This is a genomic window from Kitasatospora sp. NPDC058190 (assembly GCF_042883685.1).
Taxonomy (GTDB): Bacteria; Actinomycetota; Actinomycetes; order Streptomycetales; family Streptomycetaceae; genus Kitasatospora.
In genome coordinates this window covers 1-16729 of the sequence record NZ_JBHVVI010000078.1, presented here as the reverse complement: position 1 = coordinate 16729, position 16729 = coordinate 1, and the positions used below count along the sequence as shown (strand labels likewise).

General features: G+C 74.5%; 19 protein-coding genes and 1 pseudogene. 11 read left to right on the top strand and 9 right to left on the bottom strand.

Going from position 1 to position 16729, the window contains the following annotated elements; all coding sequences use genetic code 11:
• Nucleotides 1-15: 15 nt before the first annotated feature.
• The gene (locus tag ACFVWU_RS29890) at nucleotides 16-441 is read right to left on the bottom strand and encodes a hypothetical protein (protein WP_387626734.1); all 426 of its coding nucleotides are present in this window, start codon (nucleotides 439-441) and stop codon (nucleotides 16-18) included.
• A 275-nt stretch (nucleotides 442-716) separates the two neighbouring features.
• On the opposite strand from ACFVWU_RS29890, the gene ACFVWU_RS29885 reads away from it, so the two are divergent.
• From ACFVWU_RS29885 to ACFVWU_RS29875, 3 genes are all read left to right on the top strand, one after another.
• On the top strand, nucleotides 717-1544 hold the full coding sequence (locus tag ACFVWU_RS29885) for a hypothetical protein (protein ID WP_387626732.1): 828 nt from the start codon (nucleotides 717-719) through the stop codon (nucleotides 1542-1544).
• Between the two features lie 132 nt (nucleotides 1545-1676).
• Nucleotides 1677-2456 carry a GNAT family N-acetyltransferase gene (locus ACFVWU_RS29880; RefSeq protein WP_387626730.1) on the top strand — a complete coding sequence of 260 codons (780 nt, stop codon included), beginning with the start codon at nucleotides 1677-1679 and terminating at the stop codon, nucleotides 2454-2456.
• A gap of 229 nt (nucleotides 2457-2685) precedes the next feature.
• The gene (locus ACFVWU_RS29875; protein ID WP_387626728.1) at nucleotides 2686-3423 is read left to right on the top strand and encodes a hypothetical protein; all 738 of its coding nucleotides are present in this window, start codon (nucleotides 2686-2688) and stop codon (nucleotides 3421-3423) included.
• A gap of 232 nt (nucleotides 3424-3655) precedes the next feature.
• Here ACFVWU_RS29875 and ACFVWU_RS29870 read toward each other — a convergent pair whose 3' ends face one another.
• Nucleotides 3656-4162, bottom strand: a complete 507-nt coding sequence (locus ACFVWU_RS29870; protein ID WP_387626726.1) for a cupin domain-containing protein — start codon at nucleotides 4160-4162, stop codon at nucleotides 3656-3658.
• 138 nt (nucleotides 4163-4300) lie between these two features.
• Nucleotides 4301-5092, bottom strand: coding sequence for an alpha/beta fold hydrolase (locus tag ACFVWU_RS29865; protein ID WP_387626724.1), 792 nt, complete (start codon nucleotides 5090-5092; stop codon nucleotides 4301-4303).
• Between the two features lie 145 nt (nucleotides 5093-5237).
• Here ACFVWU_RS29865 and ACFVWU_RS29860 point away from each other — a divergent pair, with 145 nt between their 5' ends.
• Complete coding sequence (locus ACFVWU_RS29860; protein WP_387626779.1) at nucleotides 5238-6131, top strand: LysR family transcriptional regulator; 894 nt, start codon at nucleotides 5238-5240, stop codon at nucleotides 6129-6131.
• 96 nt (nucleotides 6132-6227) lie between these two features.
• Nucleotides 6228-7718, top strand: a complete 1491-nt coding sequence (locus ACFVWU_RS29855; RefSeq protein WP_387626722.1) for an alpha/beta hydrolase — start codon at nucleotides 6228-6230, stop codon at nucleotides 7716-7718.
• A gap of 43 nt (nucleotides 7719-7761) precedes the next feature.
• On the opposite strand, the gene ACFVWU_RS29850 is transcribed toward ACFVWU_RS29855, so the two are convergent.
• Complete coding sequence (locus tag ACFVWU_RS29850; protein ID WP_387626720.1) at nucleotides 7762-8331, bottom strand: DinB family protein; 570 nt, start codon at nucleotides 8329-8331, stop codon at nucleotides 7762-7764.
• A gap of 2 nt (nucleotides 8332-8333) precedes the next feature.
• Complete coding sequence (locus tag ACFVWU_RS29845; RefSeq protein WP_387626718.1) at nucleotides 8334-9341, bottom strand: LysR family transcriptional regulator; 1008 nt, start codon at nucleotides 9339-9341, stop codon at nucleotides 8334-8336.
• A 71-nt stretch (nucleotides 9342-9412) separates the two neighbouring features.
• Between ACFVWU_RS29845 and ACFVWU_RS29840 the strand changes: the two genes are divergently transcribed.
• The 5 genes from ACFVWU_RS29840 (at nucleotide 9413) to ACFVWU_RS29820 (ending at nucleotide 13764) form a co-directional block, all read left to right on the top strand.
• Nucleotides 9413-10219: an NAD(P)-dependent oxidoreductase gene (locus tag ACFVWU_RS29840; protein ID WP_387626716.1), complete on the top strand. Its 807-nt coding sequence runs from the start codon at nucleotides 9413-9415 to the stop codon at nucleotides 10217-10219.
• Nucleotides 10220-10359: 140 nt separating this feature from the next.
• Nucleotides 10360-11211 (top strand): hypothetical protein, encoded by an 852-nt coding sequence (locus ACFVWU_RS29835; RefSeq protein WP_387626714.1) that lies wholly within the window; start codon nucleotides 10360-10362, stop codon nucleotides 11209-11211.
• Nucleotides 11212-11506: 295 nt separating this feature from the next.
• Complete coding sequence (locus ACFVWU_RS29830; protein WP_387626712.1) at nucleotides 11507-12721, top strand: FAD-dependent monooxygenase; 1215 nt, start codon at nucleotides 11507-11509, stop codon at nucleotides 12719-12721.
• 69 nt (nucleotides 12722-12790) lie between these two features.
• A complete protein-coding gene (locus ACFVWU_RS29825; RefSeq protein WP_387626710.1) occupies nucleotides 12791-13558 on the top strand; it encodes a MerR family transcriptional regulator in 768 nt (255 codons plus the stop codon).
• 11 nt (nucleotides 13559-13569) lie between these two features.
• Entirely contained in the window at nucleotides 13570-13764 is a 195-nt protein-coding gene (locus ACFVWU_RS29820; protein ID WP_387626708.1) for a hypothetical protein, read from the top strand.
• 3 nt (nucleotides 13765-13767) lie between these two features.
• On the opposite strand, the gene ACFVWU_RS29815 is transcribed toward ACFVWU_RS29820, so the two are convergent.
• Both ACFVWU_RS29815 and ACFVWU_RS29810 read right to left on the bottom strand, forming a co-directional pair.
• Nucleotides 13768-14184 (bottom strand): VOC family protein, encoded by a 417-nt coding sequence (locus tag ACFVWU_RS29815; RefSeq protein WP_380616913.1) that lies wholly within the window; start codon nucleotides 14182-14184, stop codon nucleotides 13768-13770.
• A 29-nt stretch (nucleotides 14185-14213) separates the two neighbouring features.
• Nucleotides 14214-14570: a helix-turn-helix transcriptional regulator gene (locus ACFVWU_RS29810; protein ID WP_387626777.1), complete on the bottom strand. Its 357-nt coding sequence runs from the start codon at nucleotides 14568-14570 to the stop codon at nucleotides 14214-14216.
• A gap of 199 nt (nucleotides 14571-14769) precedes the next feature.
• Here ACFVWU_RS29810 and ACFVWU_RS29805 point away from each other — a divergent pair, with 199 nt between their 5' ends.
• Nucleotides 14770-15402 (top strand): carbonic anhydrase, encoded by a 633-nt coding sequence (locus ACFVWU_RS29805; RefSeq protein WP_387626706.1) that lies wholly within the window; start codon nucleotides 14770-14772, stop codon nucleotides 15400-15402.
• 84 nt (nucleotides 15403-15486) lie between these two features.
• On the opposite strand, the gene ACFVWU_RS29800 is transcribed toward ACFVWU_RS29805, so the two are convergent.
• Together ACFVWU_RS29800 and ACFVWU_RS29795 are read right to left on the bottom strand one after the other, a co-directional pair.
• Nucleotides 15487-15807 carry a hypothetical protein gene (locus tag ACFVWU_RS29800; protein ID WP_387626704.1) on the bottom strand — a complete coding sequence of 107 codons (321 nt, stop codon included), beginning with the start codon at nucleotides 15805-15807 and terminating at the stop codon, nucleotides 15487-15489.
• A pseudogene (locus ACFVWU_RS29795) lies at nucleotides 15791-16729 on the bottom strand (hypothetical protein); the annotation flags it as partial. The pseudogene ACFVWU_RS29795 and the gene ACFVWU_RS29800, both read right to left, overlap by 17 nt.

Sequence of the window (16729 nt, the reverse complement as noted above, 5' to 3'; positions counted from 1 at the left end):
CCGGGGCTTGCGCACTCAGTCGTCGGTGTGTGGACCGAACATGTTGTGCCAGCGCTGGCCGAGGACATGGCGTTTACCTGCTGCCAACGGCGCGAGTGCTTCGCGGGCGGCGCTGAGCTCCTGGTCCCGCCCGCTCCAGGTGTGAGCCGACGACGGGTCGCTACGGCGATAGACAGCGGAAACCGTGTTCCATTGCCGAAAACCCAGCACTTTCGCGAGTGCGACCCGGTTCTCCGCCCACGTCTGCGCGGTTGGAAGTGGCTGATGGCCGGCTTCCCCACCGTCGCTTCCCATTTCGAGGCGGGCCAGGTCGTCGTCGACAAGGCGGGCGCCTACGAGAGCGTCGGCGAGTTCCTGGCGGATCACCGAGAGCCATCCCCACACAGTGGAGATCAGTCCGCCGACCACGACCCCGATCAGACCGAACCACGCAGCGTTCACGCGGCGATGGTACGTCAATTGATCATGATTTCAGTGTGTTTGACTCGACTGGTCCACGGGCTTCCGGGCGGATTGCGCGGCCTGCACCAATACACCGCCGGCGACTACGGACGGTCACCAGTATCGAGGCCGTGTCCGGGCTGTCCGGCGTCGAGCGTCTCGGTGACCAGCCGGACGGCCTCCGCCACCCCGGCGTGGTCGCCCGGGGGCGCGGGGGCGGGGGCGGCGTGCCTACGCTGATCTCGGGGCCCTGGCCGCGTTCCTGGAGGTGCAGCATGCCTGGCACATCCCGTCGCCGCCGAACGGGGGTCCTGGCCGCGGCGGCACTGCTCTGCGCGGGCGGGCCGCTCGCCTCCGGGGCCGCTCCCGCGGCCGCGGCCGTGACGGTGCCCGTGCGGGCCTGCCCGGCGGAACAAACCGGCCCCGGGCTGCCGCCGCTGGGCGCCGTACCGGCCTCGGTGGCGCTGCCAAACGGCGTCACCCTGCCCCCGGGCGCGGCGGTGTACGGCGCCCGCTACCCGGGCGAGGTGCACTACCTGGTCGCGCCGAGCGGCTGGACCTGCGACGTGGTCTTCTTCTCCGCCGACGGCGGAGAAGAGGCCTACGTCCACCCCGGCGCGCCCGCCGCCGACCCGGCCAACACCCGCTTCGCCTCGGTCGTCCAGGCCGTCTTCATCAGCGGCGGCGCCCAGACGAACATCGACCTGGCCTGCGGCTTCATCCCCCAGGCCGGGGCCGCCCCCAACACCTGCAACGCCCCGCCCCGCCTGCCCGCCGACCGGCTCCACCCCGTCCCCACCCACGCCCCGGGCCCGCTGCTCACCGCCGTCGGCGTCCCGCCCGACACCCGCGAACCGAACCTGCCCGCCACCGGAGGCCCCGACCGCACGGTCGCCCTGCTGACCTTCCAGACCCCCGGCGGCCCCGCCCAGGAGATCACCTGCACCGTCCCCGCGGCCTCCGCCCCCGCCCCCACCTGCCAGGCCGCCCTCGGCCACTTCCTCGCCACCGGCGCCGCCGCCGAGCAACTCACCCCCACCGACCTCACCGCCGCCCTCACCGACCTGAACGCCTTCGTCGCCGCCTACCTCGCCCAGCCGTAGCGCCGGACGGGCGGACGGACGGCCGGGCGGACAGCCGGAACATGGAGCTGCTCGCGCTCCCCGAAGGTGGCCCAGACAGCCCGCACGGAATTGGACCGTGTGATCGGTCAATTCCGCACTACCGTAAGCACAATGACAACAGGATCCACTTCGACCGACCACCCCACGTCCGTGGCCGAGGCGCCGATGCGTCAGGCCCGCAACTCCGCCGCCTTCTGGACCGCGATCGGCCGATGCCGGGGGCATGAGGTGATCCGGCGCCGCGGATTCGTCGCGGTCGACGGCGACGAGCGTGCAGGCCTGCGGATCCTGATCCAGGAGCCCGACCTCGACCCCGGCGAACTGGCCGAGTTGAGCGAGCTGGCCCGCCACGCCGCGGGCCCGGTGAACGCCGAGGATCCGTTCAACTCGACCGACCTGCGCCACCTGGGCCTGCGCGACTGGCAGATGCCGATCATGCTGCGCCCGCCCGGGCCGGTCGGCGAACCGGTGCTGGACGTGATCCGGGTACGGCGGCCCGAGGACCTCCAGGCGGCCGAGCGGATCGTGATCGAGGGCTTCGAGCTGGCCGTATTCGAGCCGTACCGCCCCGGCGAGCTGTTCCCGATGGCGCTGATCGGGCAGCCGGGCGTGGACGTGTTCGTCGCCTCGCACGACGGCGTGGCCGCCGGAGCCTGCGTCAGGCTCGTGGCCGACGGCGTCGCCAGCCATTACTGGGTCGGCACTTCGCCGACGTTCCGCTCGCGTGGCGTGGGTCGGGCCGTCATGCTCGGCTCCCTCGCCGACCTGGCGGATCTGCCGGCCACACTCACCGCTTCGAGACTGGGCAGGCCGCTGTACGAGTCGCTGGGCTACACCGCCGCGACGCTCTCGACCTGGTGGGCCTCTCCTCAGGTGACAGCGTCGCGGTGAAGCCCGCCGGCCCTCCGGTTCCCCGCAGGGCCCCAACCATGTGAACAGATGCGCCGGCAGGCGCTGTGCCCGTGCTGGTTGCGGGCGGATGACTTCGGCGTGGACCGTCGGTCACCGCTTGCCGGTGCGGCGGGCACGGAAGTTGAGGACGGGAGCGGCTTGCGGGCCCGGGGGCGGGCGGGACAGGGTGTGGCGCAGACGTGTGCGCGACCCGAGAGGACCCCGGCCCGTGAACACCTTCGAGTACCTGCTCGGCACGCTGCTGGACGTGCCCGTCCGGGCCCGGGACGCGCTGCGCCGTCGCCGGCCCGGCGACGGGCGGCTGCGCGCACTGGCCGACTCCCCGCAGGCGCGGGCGCTGCGGGAGGCGGAGCGCGAGCGCTTCCGGGGCCTGGTCGCGGGGCTGGGGGCGGTGGACGGGGTGGAGCACCTGCTGACCCGGGTCGCCGACCACTGCGACCGGCCGTCCTCCTTCGGCGCGCTCGGCACCACCGTCGAGGGGCGGGCCGCGATGCTCTGCCGGATGTCCGCGAGCGCCTACTTCGTCACCCGGGAGGACATCCGCGTCGTGCTGGAACGGGTCGAGGCGGCGGGCCTGGCCGACTGGGGCTCGCCGGACGGCCGGGCCGGCACGGTCGCGCACGCGCTGCGCTGGTACCGCGACGGCGGTCTCGGCCCCGAGGGGCGACGGATGGACTCCCCCGGCCTGACCAGTCCCGGGGCGGACCTGTCCTGGGACCTGCCGGGCATCCCACGCCCGGATCCGTACTGGAAGCGCCTGAGCAGCGCCGTCCGCTTCCGCAACGAGCAGACGCCCGAGGACGCCGACCCGGCCGCCGTGCTGAGCGCGGCCCGCGCGGACGGGGGCGGGCTGGTCCTGGAGCTGGAGCTGCGCACCGGCTGGCGGGAGGGCTGCACGTACTACACGGTGACGCGCGGCGGCCCCGCCGGGCGCGGGCGCGCCTGACCGTACGGCCACCGGCGGCCGTACGGTCAGCCGTTCAACCGTTCAGCGGCTCAGCACTGGGGGCGGCGGCCGTGGTTGGCCCCGCGCCTGGCCCGGGCCTTCTTCTTGCGGCGGCGCTTCGACGACATGGCGACTCCTCTCGCGACCGGGTCCCCCGGTCTTCCCACCGTTCCACACCCCGCTCGCCCCGGCCCGTCGAGCGGCCCTCGGGCCCGGGGCCCCCGGGCCCCGCTCAGGCGGCGGTGCCCGCCAGGGCGGCGCGCCAGGCGGGGCTGTCGACGTAGTGGTTGTCGAAGCGCTCGGCGGAGGCGGCGATCGCGCCCGGGTCGCTCTCGCCTCGCATGACGCCGCCCAGCAGGCACAGGTAGTCGAAGCGGTCCATGCCGGAGGTGAACATGAACAACACGTCGGCCTCGGCGCCCGGGGCGGCGGCGAAGGCGTGCGGGGTGTGCGGTGGCACGGCCAGGAAGTCGCCCGCGTCCAGGACGGTGACCTCCTCGCCGACCAGCACCCGCAGCGAGCCGCTGATGACGAAGAACAGCTCCCACGCCCGGGTGTGGAGGTGCGCGGGGGCCCCGACCGCGCCCTGGGCGAAGGTGGAGCCGTAGACGGTGAAGCCGCCCTCGCCGGAGGCCGTTTCGGCGAGCAGGGTCATGGTGGCGCTCGGGTCCGCGCAGGTCTCGGCCTCGGCGCGGCGGGCCAGGAGGGGGGCGGGGGCGGTGTTCTTCGTCGTCGTCATGTGACCAGGCTAGGCGCGGAAAGACCCACGATGACGTGGCAATCGATCACCGTTTCTACGGGTCAATTCTGCGCTCCGGGCTCGTGCCGGCCTGGCCCGGTGACGACCACCCCGACCGCCCCGACGACGGACGGGAGGTCACCCCACCGCCGCGCCCGTCATGTCCCGCACCACCGCGCGCAGCAGCCGGTTGAACGCGGCGGGCTGCTCCTCGTGGATCATGTGGCCGGAGCCCTCGACGACGTGCAGGCTGCCGTGCGGGGCGAGGTCGGCGAGGGTGCGGGAGACCTCCAGCGGGATCTGGGTCTCCTGGTCGCCGTGGAGGAAGGCGATGGGCAGGTCGAGGGTGGGGAGCAGGCCGCGCGGATCGTAGGCGGCGGCCTCGGTGAAGAGGTTGTCGACGGCGGGGCTGGAGTCGAGGATCTGCCCGATGGTGCGCTGGTGCAGTTCGGGGCCGGCGGCGGTCCCGTACCAGGTGGGGATCCACTCCCGTACCAGGGCGGCGCGGTCGGCGGCGAGGCGCGCGCTGAGTTCGCGCAGTTCGGCGACCATGCCGGTGCCGGGCCAGTGGCCGGAGCCGTCGACGGAGACGACCCCGCCGACGAGTTCGGGTGCGGCCGCGGCGGCCGCCAGGGCGAAGGTGGCGCCGATCGAGCTGCCGACCAGGACGGGCGAGTCGAGGTCCAGGACGTCGATCAGGCAGAGCAGGTCGGCGACGTTGGCGGCCAGGGTGTGGCCGTCCTCGGGGCGGTCGGAGCGGCCGCAGCCGCGGCAGTCGAGGGCGATCACCCGGTGGTCGGCGGCGAGGTCGGCGAGCTGGGCCTCCCACACCCGGCCGCTGGTGGCCCAGCCGTGGACGAACAGCAGCGGGCGGCCGGCGCCGTGGTCGCGGTAGAAGAGTCGGGTGCCCTGGACGGTCGCGTACGGCATGGTCGGTGCTCCTCGGATCGTGGTGGCCGGTCCTGCTGGTGGCCGGTCTTTCTGACGGGGTCCAGTCGACCGCTTCCGGGGCGCGCGTCCAAGGCGCATCCGGCTCGTACACTCATCAGGGATCGTGATCAATCAGGGGGCGGGTGTGGAGCTGCGGCAGGTCCGGTACTTCGTGGCGGTCGCCGAGGAGTTGCACTTCGGGCGGGCGGCCGAGCGGCTGCGCATCGTCCAGCCGACGGTGAGCCAGCAAGTTCGGCGCCTGGAGCGCGAGTTGGGTGTGGAGCTGTTCGACCGCACGACCCGCGCGGTGGCGCTGACGGCGGCGGGTGGCGCGTTCCTGCCGCACGCCCGGGCGATCCTGGCGGCCGAGCGGGCGGCCGTCGAGGCGATGGCCGAGCAGCGCGGCGAGCCGGCGCAGGTGCTGCGCATCGGCACCAACATCGGGCTGGGCGCGCGGCTGGAGCGCCTGCTGGCGGCACTGGCCGAGCGGGCCCCGCAACTGGTGGTGGAGCTGTGCAGCGCGCGGGCGTCGGTGCGCCTGCAGCAGGTGCGCGACGGGGAGTTGGACGCGGCCTTCGTGCGCGGCCTGGAGCGCAGCCCGGGCCTGGAACTGCTGCCGGTGTGGCCGGATGCGCTGGTGGCGGCGCTGCCGGCGGACCACCCGCTGACCGCGGCCGAGGCGGTGGCGGTGGCGGACCTGGCCGCGCTGCCGTTGCGGATCGCGCCGCGGGAGGCCAACCCGTACCTGGTGGACCTGGTCACCGGCGCCTGCCGGGCCGCGGGCGTGGAGCCGCTGCTCGGGCCGGAGTTCACCACCGACCAGGACACCCTGGCCGCGATCGGCGCGGGCCGGCCCAGCTGGACGGTCTTCTACGCCTCCCAGGCCGAGGTCCTGCCGAGCGGCCGTACGGTGTTCCGCCCCTTCGTCGAGCCGCTGGCTCTGCAGACCTACCTGGCCGTGCGTCCCACCGCGTCCGCGCGCCGGCTGGCGCCGCTGCTGGAGGCCTGCCGGAGCGTCGCGGGGGCGGCCGGGCGCTGAGGCCTGTCTCCCGGGTCGGCGTCTCGGCGACCGCTGTCAACGGTGATGAAAGGAGCCACAGCTGACGGTTCATCGGAGCTGTCTAGAGTGGACGGCATGAAGACCGCGCTGGTACTCATCGCCGCTCTCGCCCTGTCCGCCTCCCTCGCCACCCCTTCCGCTTCCGCCTCCACCGCCGCCGATCCGCTGGACCGCCTGCGCCACCAGGCGCTCGCCTGGGGGCCCTGCCAGGAGCCGCGGCTGGCCGCCGCCGGGGCCGAGTGCGCGACGCTGACCGTCCCGCTCGACTACCGCGAGCCCAGCGGCCGCACCCTCGCGCTCGCCGTCTCCCGCATCCGCGCCGCCGACCCCGCCAAGCGGCGCGGCATCCTGCAGACCAACCCCGGCGGGCCCGGCACCCGGGGGTTGGACATGCCCGCCGCGCTTCGGGCCCAGATGGCGCCCGAGACGGCGGCGGCCTACGACATCATCGGCATGGACACCCGGGGCGTCGGCGCCAGCGGCGGCCTCGACTGCGGTCTGAACCACGGCAGTTGGCTGCGCTCGGTCGGCACCGAGGAGGCCGGCTTCCGGCAGGCCTGGCGCCTCGCCAAGGCCGACGCCGACGCCTGCCAGAGCAAGTACCCCGACCTGCTGCCCCACCTGAGCACCCGCAACATCGCCCGCGACGTCGACCTGCTGCGCGCGACCCTCGGCGAGCAGCGCACCTCCTTCTTCGGCCAGTCCTACGGGGCGCTGCTGGGCGCGGTGTACGCGCAGCTGTACCCGCGGCGCGTCGACCGCCTGGTCCTGGACAGCGCGCTGGACCCGGCCCGGTACGGCATCGGCGCGTTCCAGGACATGGGCGCGGCCAACGAACGGGCTCTGGACGACTTCGCCGCCTGGGCCGCGCCCCGCGACGGCCGGTACGGCCTGGGCGCCACCCCGGCGGCGGTGCGGGCCAGTGTCGAGGGCCTGGTCCGCCGCGCGCAGGCGGCGCCGATCGCGGTCGACGGCTTCCGGCTCGACGGCTACCTGCTGCCGTTCCTGCTCACCGTCTGCCAGGGCGACGACCGCGACAGCGCCGACTACGCGGGCGTGCTGCGCCAACTGCTGGACGCGGCGGACGGCAAACCCGTCCAGGCGAGCCCGGCCCTGCACGAGTTGCTGACCACCGTCCTCGCCCCGGACCCCGACGGCGGCGCCGACCTCGCCGCCGCGATCGGCATCCTGTGCGACGACGTCGCGATGCCGCGCTCGCAGCGGTGGTACCGCGAGGCCGTCGAACGCTCCCGCCCCACCCGGCCGGTCTTCGGCCCCGTGTTCAACGCTCCTACCCCGTGCGCCAGTTGGCGCCAGGCCCCGCGCGAGCCGTTCGTCGAGGTGCGCAACGCGGTGCCCGCGCTGCAGATCCAGTCCACCGGCGACACCCACGCCCCCTACCAGGGCGCCCTCGCCCTGCACGCCCGGATGAGCGCCTCCCGCCTGCTCACCGTCTCCGGCCGGGTCCACACCGTGTACCTCAACGGGTACCGCCCGTGCACCCAACAGGCCGTCGATGCCTACCTGTTGACGGGCTCCCTGCCGGCGGCCGACGCCACCTGCTGAGGCGGGGCGGTATGGCGCTCGCCGAAGCCGGCGAGCGCCGCCCTCACTGGCCCACCCGGCCGTCCACGCACTCGCGCAGCAGGTCGGCGTGCCCGCAGTGCCGGGCGTACTCCTCGATGCGGTGCACCAGCAGCTCCCTCACCGAGACCCCGTCCTTGCCCAACCGCTCCCCCAGGTCCGGGTGTTCGGCCAGCACGGCGTCGGTGGCGGCCTGCTCCCGCGCCAGGTCGCGCCACGCGGCCTCCACCACGGCCGCATCGGCCACCGCCCCGTCGAAGTCCGCGTCCCGCGCGCCGTACAGCTTCGGCAGCGGCTCGCCGTCGGTGATCCAGTTGCGCCAGTCCCGCTCCACCTCGGCCAGGTGCCGCACCAGCCCGAGCAGCGACATCGTCGACGGCGGCACCGAGCGCCGGGCCAGCTGCCCGGCGTCCAGGCCTTCGCACTTCATCCTCATGGTGAGGCGGTAGTTGGCCAGGTAGTCCTCCAGCGTGGCGAGTTCGCCGTCCGGCGAGGGGCCTTCGCTGTTGCGGGGGTCGTCGGCCGGATCGGCCCACATGTCGGGGTGGACGCTCGCCTGGGTCCATCGCTCGGGTTGCTCGGTCATACCTCGCATGATCACCCGCAACGCCCGCTTCCCGCCACCGAGTTACCGCCCGTTGCTTGAACCGGTCCCGTGAACGCGCTCGAGGACTCCGGAAGCGGGGAGCAGCACGGCCGCGAGCGCGGTCTCTCATTCCCCGCGCCCGCCCGTAGGAACCGCAGGAACCCGGCGACGGCCGGCGCCGTGCGCTGCCCCCGTCGCGTCGCCGTGTAGACGTGCCGTACGGGGGTGTCGTCCGGGTGCAGCGGGACCAGGGCGATGTCGGGGCGGGCGGCGCGGGCGGCCAGGGAGGGGATGAGGGTGGGGCCCATCCCGGCGGCGACCAGGCCGAGTTTGGCGGTCCAGGCGCCGACGGCGTACTCGATCCGGGGCTGGAAGCCGCTGCGCAGGCAGGCGGCGAGCAGGGTGGTCTCGGGGTGGCGGCGGGCGGCGATCCACGGTTCGTCGGCGAGTTCGACCAGTCGCAGGCGGCGTCGGCGGGCGAGGCGGTGGCCGCGCGGCAGGGCGACCAGCACCGGGTCGTCGAGCAGGGGATGCAGGTCGAACTGGTCGGTGTCGTAGGCGTCTTCGGGGTCGGTGGCGTAGGTGGCGACCACGGCGAGGTCGATCGAGGTGTCCGCGAGCTGGTCCAGCAGGTGCGCGGAGAGGCCTTCGGTGAGGCCGATCTCCACGTGCGGGTGGGCGGCGTGGAAGGCCGCGAGCGCGCGGGGGACCAGTTCGGCGTTGGCGCTGTCGAAGGCGCCCACGCGCAGCCGTCCGGCGCTCAGGTCGGTGAGCGCGGCGAGGTCGCGCCGGGTGGTGTCCAGGCGCTCCAGCAGGGCTTCGGCGTGCGGGAGCAGCGCGCGGCCGTGCTCGGTGAGCCGTACGCCGCGGGCCAGTCGGTCGAACAGCGGGGTGCCCAACTCGGTTTCCAGGGTGGCGATCTGGCGGGAGATCGCGGACTGGGTGAAGCCGAGGCGCTCCCCGGCGGCGGTGAAGGAGCCCAGGTGGGCGACGGTGCGGAAGACGTCCAGCCAAGTCATGTCCATTCCGCATGGCTATCATGCGGGACATTCGTTTGTCGCTTGGCTCTTGGCTGCCTAGCGTGGTGGCCATGGACAAGATCGCTTTTCTGGGCCTGGGCCGGATGGGGCGGCCGATGGCCCGTCGCCTCTCGGCCGCCGGCTATCCGTTGACCGTCTGGAACCGTTCGCCCGGCCGTGCCGAGGGCCTCGCGGAGGCCGGGAGCCCGGCCGAGGCGGTGGCCGGGGCGGACGTCGTGGTGACCATGCTGTCCGACCCGGCGGCGTTGGCCGAGGTGGCCGGGCGGTTCACGGCCGCCCTGGCCCCGGGCACGCTGTGGATCGACATGTCCTCGGTCGGGCCGCGCGCGGTCGCCGAGCTGCGTGCCCAACTGCCGGACGGTGTGGGCATGGTGGACGCGCCGGTGATGGGCAGCGTGGGGCCGGCGGCCAGCGGGGACCTGGCGGTGTACGCGGGCGGCGAGGACGCCGACCTGGAGCGCGCCCGGCCCGTCCTGGAGCACCTGGGCCGGGTGCGGCACTGCGGCGGCCCGGGTGCGGGGGCGGCGCTGAAGGTGGTGATGATCGGCGCGATCGTGGCCTCGGTCACGGTGGTGGGCGAAGTGCTGGCGGCGGCCGGTGAGTTGGGCGTGGCGCCGGAGGTGGCCGTGGAGGCGCTGGCGTCCGGGCCGCTCGCGGGGGTGGTGGCCCGGGCGCACAGCACGCAGTCGGACTTCCCCGTCCGTCTGGCGGCCAAGGACCTCGCCCTGGCGGGCGGCGGCCCGGTGCTGGCGGCGGCCCGCCAGGTGCTGCTGGCGGACCCGTCGATCGCGGAGCGGGACCTGTCGGCGGTGGTGACGGCGCTGCAGCGGGGCCAGGGCATGTCCGACGCTCCCTAGCGGTCCCCTCCTCCGCCGTCAGTTTCCGCACCGCTGTTCACCCGATCAGGGGGGCTGGTGTGCGTCGCGGCGCTGCTGGGACGTAGCGTCGGGGCGGCAGGGCGGCGGAGGACCTGGGGAGGGCGGTAGGAGTGCGGGAGATGTGGGCTGGGCTGCGGCGGAGCGCGGCGGCGCTGGCGGTGGCGACGGCGGTGCTGGTGGCGTCGGCCTGCGGGGCGCCGCCGTCCGCCGACGGGCCTGGCGACGACGGCGGTGGCGGCGTATCCCGCAGGGGCACCCCCGAAGCGATGGTCCCGGGCGGCGGCCCGCTCGCCCTGGTCTACCGGGGCCCGGCGGCCTGCGACGGCTGCCCGGAGGCGGCGCACGACATGCTGGAGCACGACGGCTTCACGGTGCGCTACATCGGCCCGGAGGAGGAGACGCGCTTCGGCCCGGACGCGCTCGCCGGGGCCGCCCTGTACGTGCAGCCGGGCGGCACCAACGGCCAGGAGGTGACCACCGCCTGGGGCCTGCTGGAGCGCGACCGGGGCTTCTCCCCGGAGCTGGTGCGCGCCTACGTGCGCGGCGGCGGGCGCTACCTGGGCCTGTGCATGGGCGGCTACCTGGCCGGCGACGACCCGGGCTACGGCCTCCTGCCGGGCGACTCCGGCCAGTACATCCGTTCCCAGGGCGCCGCCGTCACCGACGACCAGGACCACCTGGTCGACGTCGCCTGGCGCGGGCACCCGCAGCGGATGTACTTCCAGGACGGCCCGTACTTCGACGTGGACGGCCCGGGCGTGGACGTGCTGGCCCGCTACACCAACGACCGCGCCGCCGCCGTGGTCGCCTCCTACGGCGCGGGCCGGGTGGCGGTCAGCGGCCCGCACCCGGAGGCGCCCTCGGAGTGGTACCGCGACTACGGCCTGTCGGACGAGTCGCACACCGGCCTGGGCCTGGGTGAGGACCTGCTGCACGCCCTCATGGGCACACCCGCGAACCCGACCTCCTGACGCCCCCACACGCCCGCGCCCGCACCCGGTTCGTACCGGGTGCGGGCGCGGGCGTTCGGGCGCGGGCTCAGTGATCAGCGGGGCGCGCCGGGCGGCGAGCGGCGGTGCGCGCCGGGCGGGGGCGTGCGCGCACTAGTGCACCCCGCCGGGCCGGCCGCCTGCGCAAAACCCGTACGGCCGCCGGGAAACCGCCCCCGCGCTGCCCCGAAGCACCCTAGTGCACTAGTGCTCCAATCTCAAATAACCGCAGTACAGGGCTTGTTGGGCGCTATGCGTACGGCGTACGGTTTCGGGCATGGAGAACACCGACATCCTCATCTCCGGCGCCGGCATCGCCGGCCCCGCCCTCGCCTACTGGCTGCGCCGCCACGGCTTCCACCCCGTCGTCGTCGAACGCGCCCCCGGCCCGCGCCCCGGCGGGCAGACCGTCGACCTGCGCGGCGCCGGACGCACCGTCATCGAGCGGATGGGCCTGATGGAGCGGGCCCGCGCGCTGTGCGTGGAGCAGCGCGGCATCGCCCTGGTCGACCGTCGCGGGAGGCTGACCGCCCGGATGCCCGTCGAGCTGTTCGAGGGCGAGGGCATCGTCTCCGAGATCGAGATCCTGCGCGGCGACCTCGCCGACCTGCTCCGCCAGGCCACCGACGACGTCGAGTACCGCTACGACGACACCGTCACCGCCCTGGCCCAGGACGCCGAGGGCGTCACCGTCCACTTCGAGAACGCCCCCGCCCGCCGCTTCCACCTCGTCGTCGGCGCCGACGGCCTGCACTCGGTCGTACGGCGCCTGGCCTTCGGCCCCGAGGAGAACCACTACCGCCCGCTCGGCGGCTACACCGCCTGGTTCACCGTCCACGACCCGGCCCTCGCCCGCGGCCTCGACGGCTGGTTCCTGATGTACAACGCCCCCGGCGGCCTGGTCGCCGCCGCCCGCCCCGGCCGGCTGCCCGGCGAGGTGAAGGTCGCCCTGAGCTTCCGCTCCGACCCGCTCACCTTCGAACGCCGCGACGGCGCCGCCCAGCGCCGGCTGCTCACCGAGCGCTTCGCCGGCACCGGCTGGGAGGTGGACCGCCTGCTCGCCGGGATGTCCACCGCCGAGGACTTCGCCTTCGACTCCTACGGCCAGATCCACCTCGACCACTACACCCGCGGCCGCGTCGCCCTGCTCGGCGACGCCGGCTACAGCCCCAGCCCGCTCACCGGCCTGGGCACCAGCCTCGCCCTGGTCGGCGGCTACCTGCTGGCCGGTGAACTCGCCGCCTGCGCAGGCGACTTCGCCGCCGCCTTCGCCCGCTACGAGGAGCTGATGCGCCCCTACGTCACCCGCGCCCAGGAACTGCCGCCCGGCGGCATGAACGGCTACGCCCCCGACACCGCCCTGATGATCCGCCTGCGCGCCGCCTCCATGCGCTGGATGGGCCGCTGGCCGCTGCGCACCATCCTCGCCGCCCAGTTCGCCAAGGCCGGAGACATCGCCCTGCCCGACTACCCGCTGCCCGCCCGCGCCTGAGCCCGCGCGCGAACCCGCACCCGGCCCCGGGCTTGCACCTCACGCGGCGTCAGGAGGGATGCTCGTGCCATGACCTCCTCCGAACAGACCTGGAAGGTCGGCCCACTCGCCGAAGCGAGCGGCCTGACCGTACGCACCCTGCACCACTGGGACCAGATCGGCCTGCTCAGCCCCTCCCGGCGCACCGCCTCCGGCCACCGCGCCTACACCGAGCAGGACGTGGTGCGCCTCTACCAGATCCTCGCCCTGCGCCGCCTGGGCCTGGGCCTGGAGACCATCGCCACCTGCCTGGACGCCGGCGTCGACCCGCTGCGGCTGGTGCGCGAGCACCTGGCCGCCACCGAGGCCTCCCTCGCCGCCCTGCACACCCTGCGCGAGCGCCTCGCCCACGTGCACACCGAACTCGCCGCCGAACGCTCCCCCGGCACCACCGACCTGCTGCGCCTGCTCCAAGCCGTCGGCGGCACGGGACCCGCCGCCGACGAGGCCCTGCGCCGCCACCTCGACGAGGACCAGCTGCACGCCCTCGCCGACCACGCCGCCGCCCTCGGGCCGGCCGCCCACTACCTGCTGGAGGTCGAATGGCCCCAGCTCTACCGCCGCGCCGAGGAGCTGCGCAGCGCCGGCACCGACCCCGCCGACCCCCGGGTGCGCCGCATCGCCGACCGCCTGGACGAGCTCTCCCGCCTCTTCAGCGGCGGCGACACCACCCTGTCCGCCGCCGTGCGCACCGCCTGGCGCGAGGACCCGGCCGCCATGTCCGGCGACCCCGCCGCCCCCGCCGACGCCTGGGCCGACCTGCGCACCTTCCTCGACCACGCCCGCCGGGCGTCATGATGACCAGCCCGATGCCCCACCGCGTCCGGCTGCGCGTCAGCCTGCTGAGCACCCTGCCCGTCCTCGCCGTCGCGGCGCTCGCACTGCCCCCGCTCGCCCTGGCCGGCCTGCTGCCCTGGTCGGTGCTCCCGGCCGTGGTCCTGGCCCAGGGGGTGCAGGCCTGGCTGGTCTTCCACCGCCTGGGCCGTCCGACGGGCGGGAGCTGACGGCTACTTCGCGCGCGGCTGGTTGAAGCGCAGCATGTTGCCCGCCGGGTCGCGGAAGGCGCAGTCGCGCACCCCGTAGGGCTGGTCCATCGGTTCCTGGAGCACCTCGGCGCCGGCCGCGCGGATCCGCTCGAAGGTGGCGTCGCAGTCGTCGGTGCGGAAGATGACCCCGCGCAGCAGGCCCTTGGCCAGCAGTTCGGCGGCGGCCTGGCGGTCGTCCTCGGAGGCGTGCGGGTCGGCCAGCGGAGGCTCCAGGACGATCTCCACGCCGGGCTGGTCGGGGGATCCGACCGTCACCCAGCGCATCCCCTCGAAGCCGACGTCGTTGCGCACCTCGAAGCCGAGCACGTCGCGGTAGAAGGCGAGCGCCTTGTCGTGGTCGTCGACGGCGATGAAACACTGGGCGAGTTCGATGCTCATGCCCGTCACGCTACGGGAGGGGGCCCGCCCTACGCCTGCGTACGCCGCACCGGGCGGGTGCGGATCTTGGCGACGCACGCCGGGATCGGCTCGCCGTCGGCGTGGTCGCGGGCCCGGTAGGCGCTGGGGCTCTCGCCCACCAGCTCGGTGAAGCGGGTGCTGAACGAGCCCAGTGAGGTGCAGCCCACCGCCATGCACACCTCCGTCACACTCAGGTCCCCGCGCCGCAGCAGCGCCTTGGCCCGCTCGATCCGGCGGGTCATGAGGTAGCTGTACGGGGTCTCCCCGTACGCGGCGCGGAAGCTGCGCGAGAAGTGCCCCGGCGACATCAGCGCGGTACCGGCCAGCGCCGGCACGTCCAGCGGCTGGTCGTACTCGCGGTCCATCCGGTCACGGGCCTGGCGCAGGCGCACCAGGTCGGCCAGGGGCACACGGGACGCGCGGGGCGTACGGGAGGACACACCGGCCACCGTACCCAGTGCCTGCGACAACCGTCCCCTCCCCAGGTCGGCGCAGCGGCGGCGGGCACGGGCGCCCCGGGCCCCGGCGGGCAGCCCCCACCTGCGGCGTTCTAGGGTGGCAGGCATGATCCCCTCTCCGATATCCGGCCCGATATCCGACCCCGACGAGGCGCTGCGGGTGCTGTTGGAGGGCAACGCCCGGTTCGTCGCCGGCGGCCCCGAGCACCCCAACCAGGACGCCGGGCGCCGCGCGGCGCTCGCCCCGGGGCAGAAGCCCTTCGCGGTGCTGTTCGGCTGCTCGGACTCCCGCCTGGCCGCCGAGATCATCTTCGACCAGGGTCTGGGCGACCTGTTCGTGGTGCGCACCGCGGGCCACGTGACCGGTGCGGAGGCGCTGGGCAGCATCGAGTACGGGGTGGCGGTGCTGGACTGCCCGCTGGTGGTGGTGCTGGGGCACGACTCCTGCGGTGCGGTGGCGGCGGCCCTGGACTCGCTGGAGCAGGGGCGGCTGCCGGGCGGCTTCGTGCGGGACGTGGTGGAGCGGGTGACCCCGAGCGTGCTGTCGGCGCGGGCGGCGGGCATCGAGGACCCGGACGCGATCGTGGACGAGCACATCCGCCAGACCGTGGACCTGCTGCTGGAGCGCTCCCAGCTGTTGGCCGCCCGGGTGGCGGAGGGCCGGGTGGCCGTGGTGGGCCTGTCCTACCGGCTGCGCGACGGCCAGGCCCGTACGGTGGCCGCCCGCGGCCTGGCCTGAGGCGCCCCGGGCGGGAAGAAGGGGGCCGGCCGGGTTCGACGGTGCGAGGCCCGGCCGGCCCGACGCGTGCGGGGGCGGCTGACGCTACTGCCCCGCGTTGCGCTCGCTCGTCCTGCGCTGCATCTCCATCAGCATGGCCATGGTCTCGGGGTGGACCGCGCCCCGGCCCTCGTCCAGGTCGTCGTCGTCCAGGTCGTCGTCATCGTCGTCGTCCGTGTCCTGCGGATTCAGCCGTGCCTGCGGGAGCAGTTCCTCGTAGCGGGGGTCGCCGGGCTGGATCTTGTGCCACCCGTCGTAGAGGTACCCCTCCGCGGTCCTGCCGCCGTACCGCTGCCAGATGGTGACGCCGTCGGCGTCGAGCATCGGGTTCCCGGCGACCTCGTAGGGCTCAGAATGCTCGCTCAAAGTACTCCTTCAGGATCTTCGCCGCCTCGCGGTCGCCGAACGTGAACTTCTTCAGCGTCCCGGCGGTCCAGTTGTTGAACGCCTCGGCGAAGTACTCGTGCGGCTGGCGGATGTACGCGTCCAGTTTGTAGCCGATCCGGTCCATGACCTGCTGCTGCGCATGCTGCCAGTCCGGCTGGCTGCTCTTGTAGCCGTAGGCCTCGTCGACCGCGTGCCCGAACTCGTGGACCGCGACGCTGCTCGGCGTCTCGGCACTCGAGTTGATCAGGAGCCTGCGCTGGTCGGGCAGGTACATGCCGGGTACGTGTTCCGCCGGTGAGCTGCCTCCCACCGGCCTGACGCCGCCGAGGCCGAAACCCCCCGGAAGCTCCGTGATGGGCCGGGGGCCGATGCTGATCCCGCCGCCCGGGACGGCCTTCAGGTAGTCCCAGACCTTGTTGAAGACCTTGGGCGGCACGCGCGCCAGCTCCGTGGTCACCTTCGCGACGCTCGGGTGGTCCTCCACGTACTCGCGCGGGGGCAGCCGGCCGGGCATCGGCAGCTCGACCGGTGCCGCGTGCTTGGGCACGTACGGGCCGCTGTCGACGGGACCCTTGCGTCCCCCCGGCGCGGCCGCGCCGCCGACGGCGCCCAGGACGAGGTCCAGCGGCATGACCGGGCCGGTCTGGAAGGCCGCGTCGTAGCCGTAGCTGAGGCCCGCCCCGGTGATCATCCGGCCGGGCATGGAGTCGGCGGCGCCCGCGACCTTGGCCAGGCCGGCCAGGGCGACCGAGGCGCCCTCGGCGCCGCCGGCCGCGGTGGAGACGGCGCGGGCGCCCGCGCCGAAACCGCCGCCGGCGCCGCCCATGATGCCGCCGGTCTCGGCGGAGTCGACGGCCTCGTTGAAGCTGTAGCCGCCGTCGTCGAAGAGTTCGACGCGGAT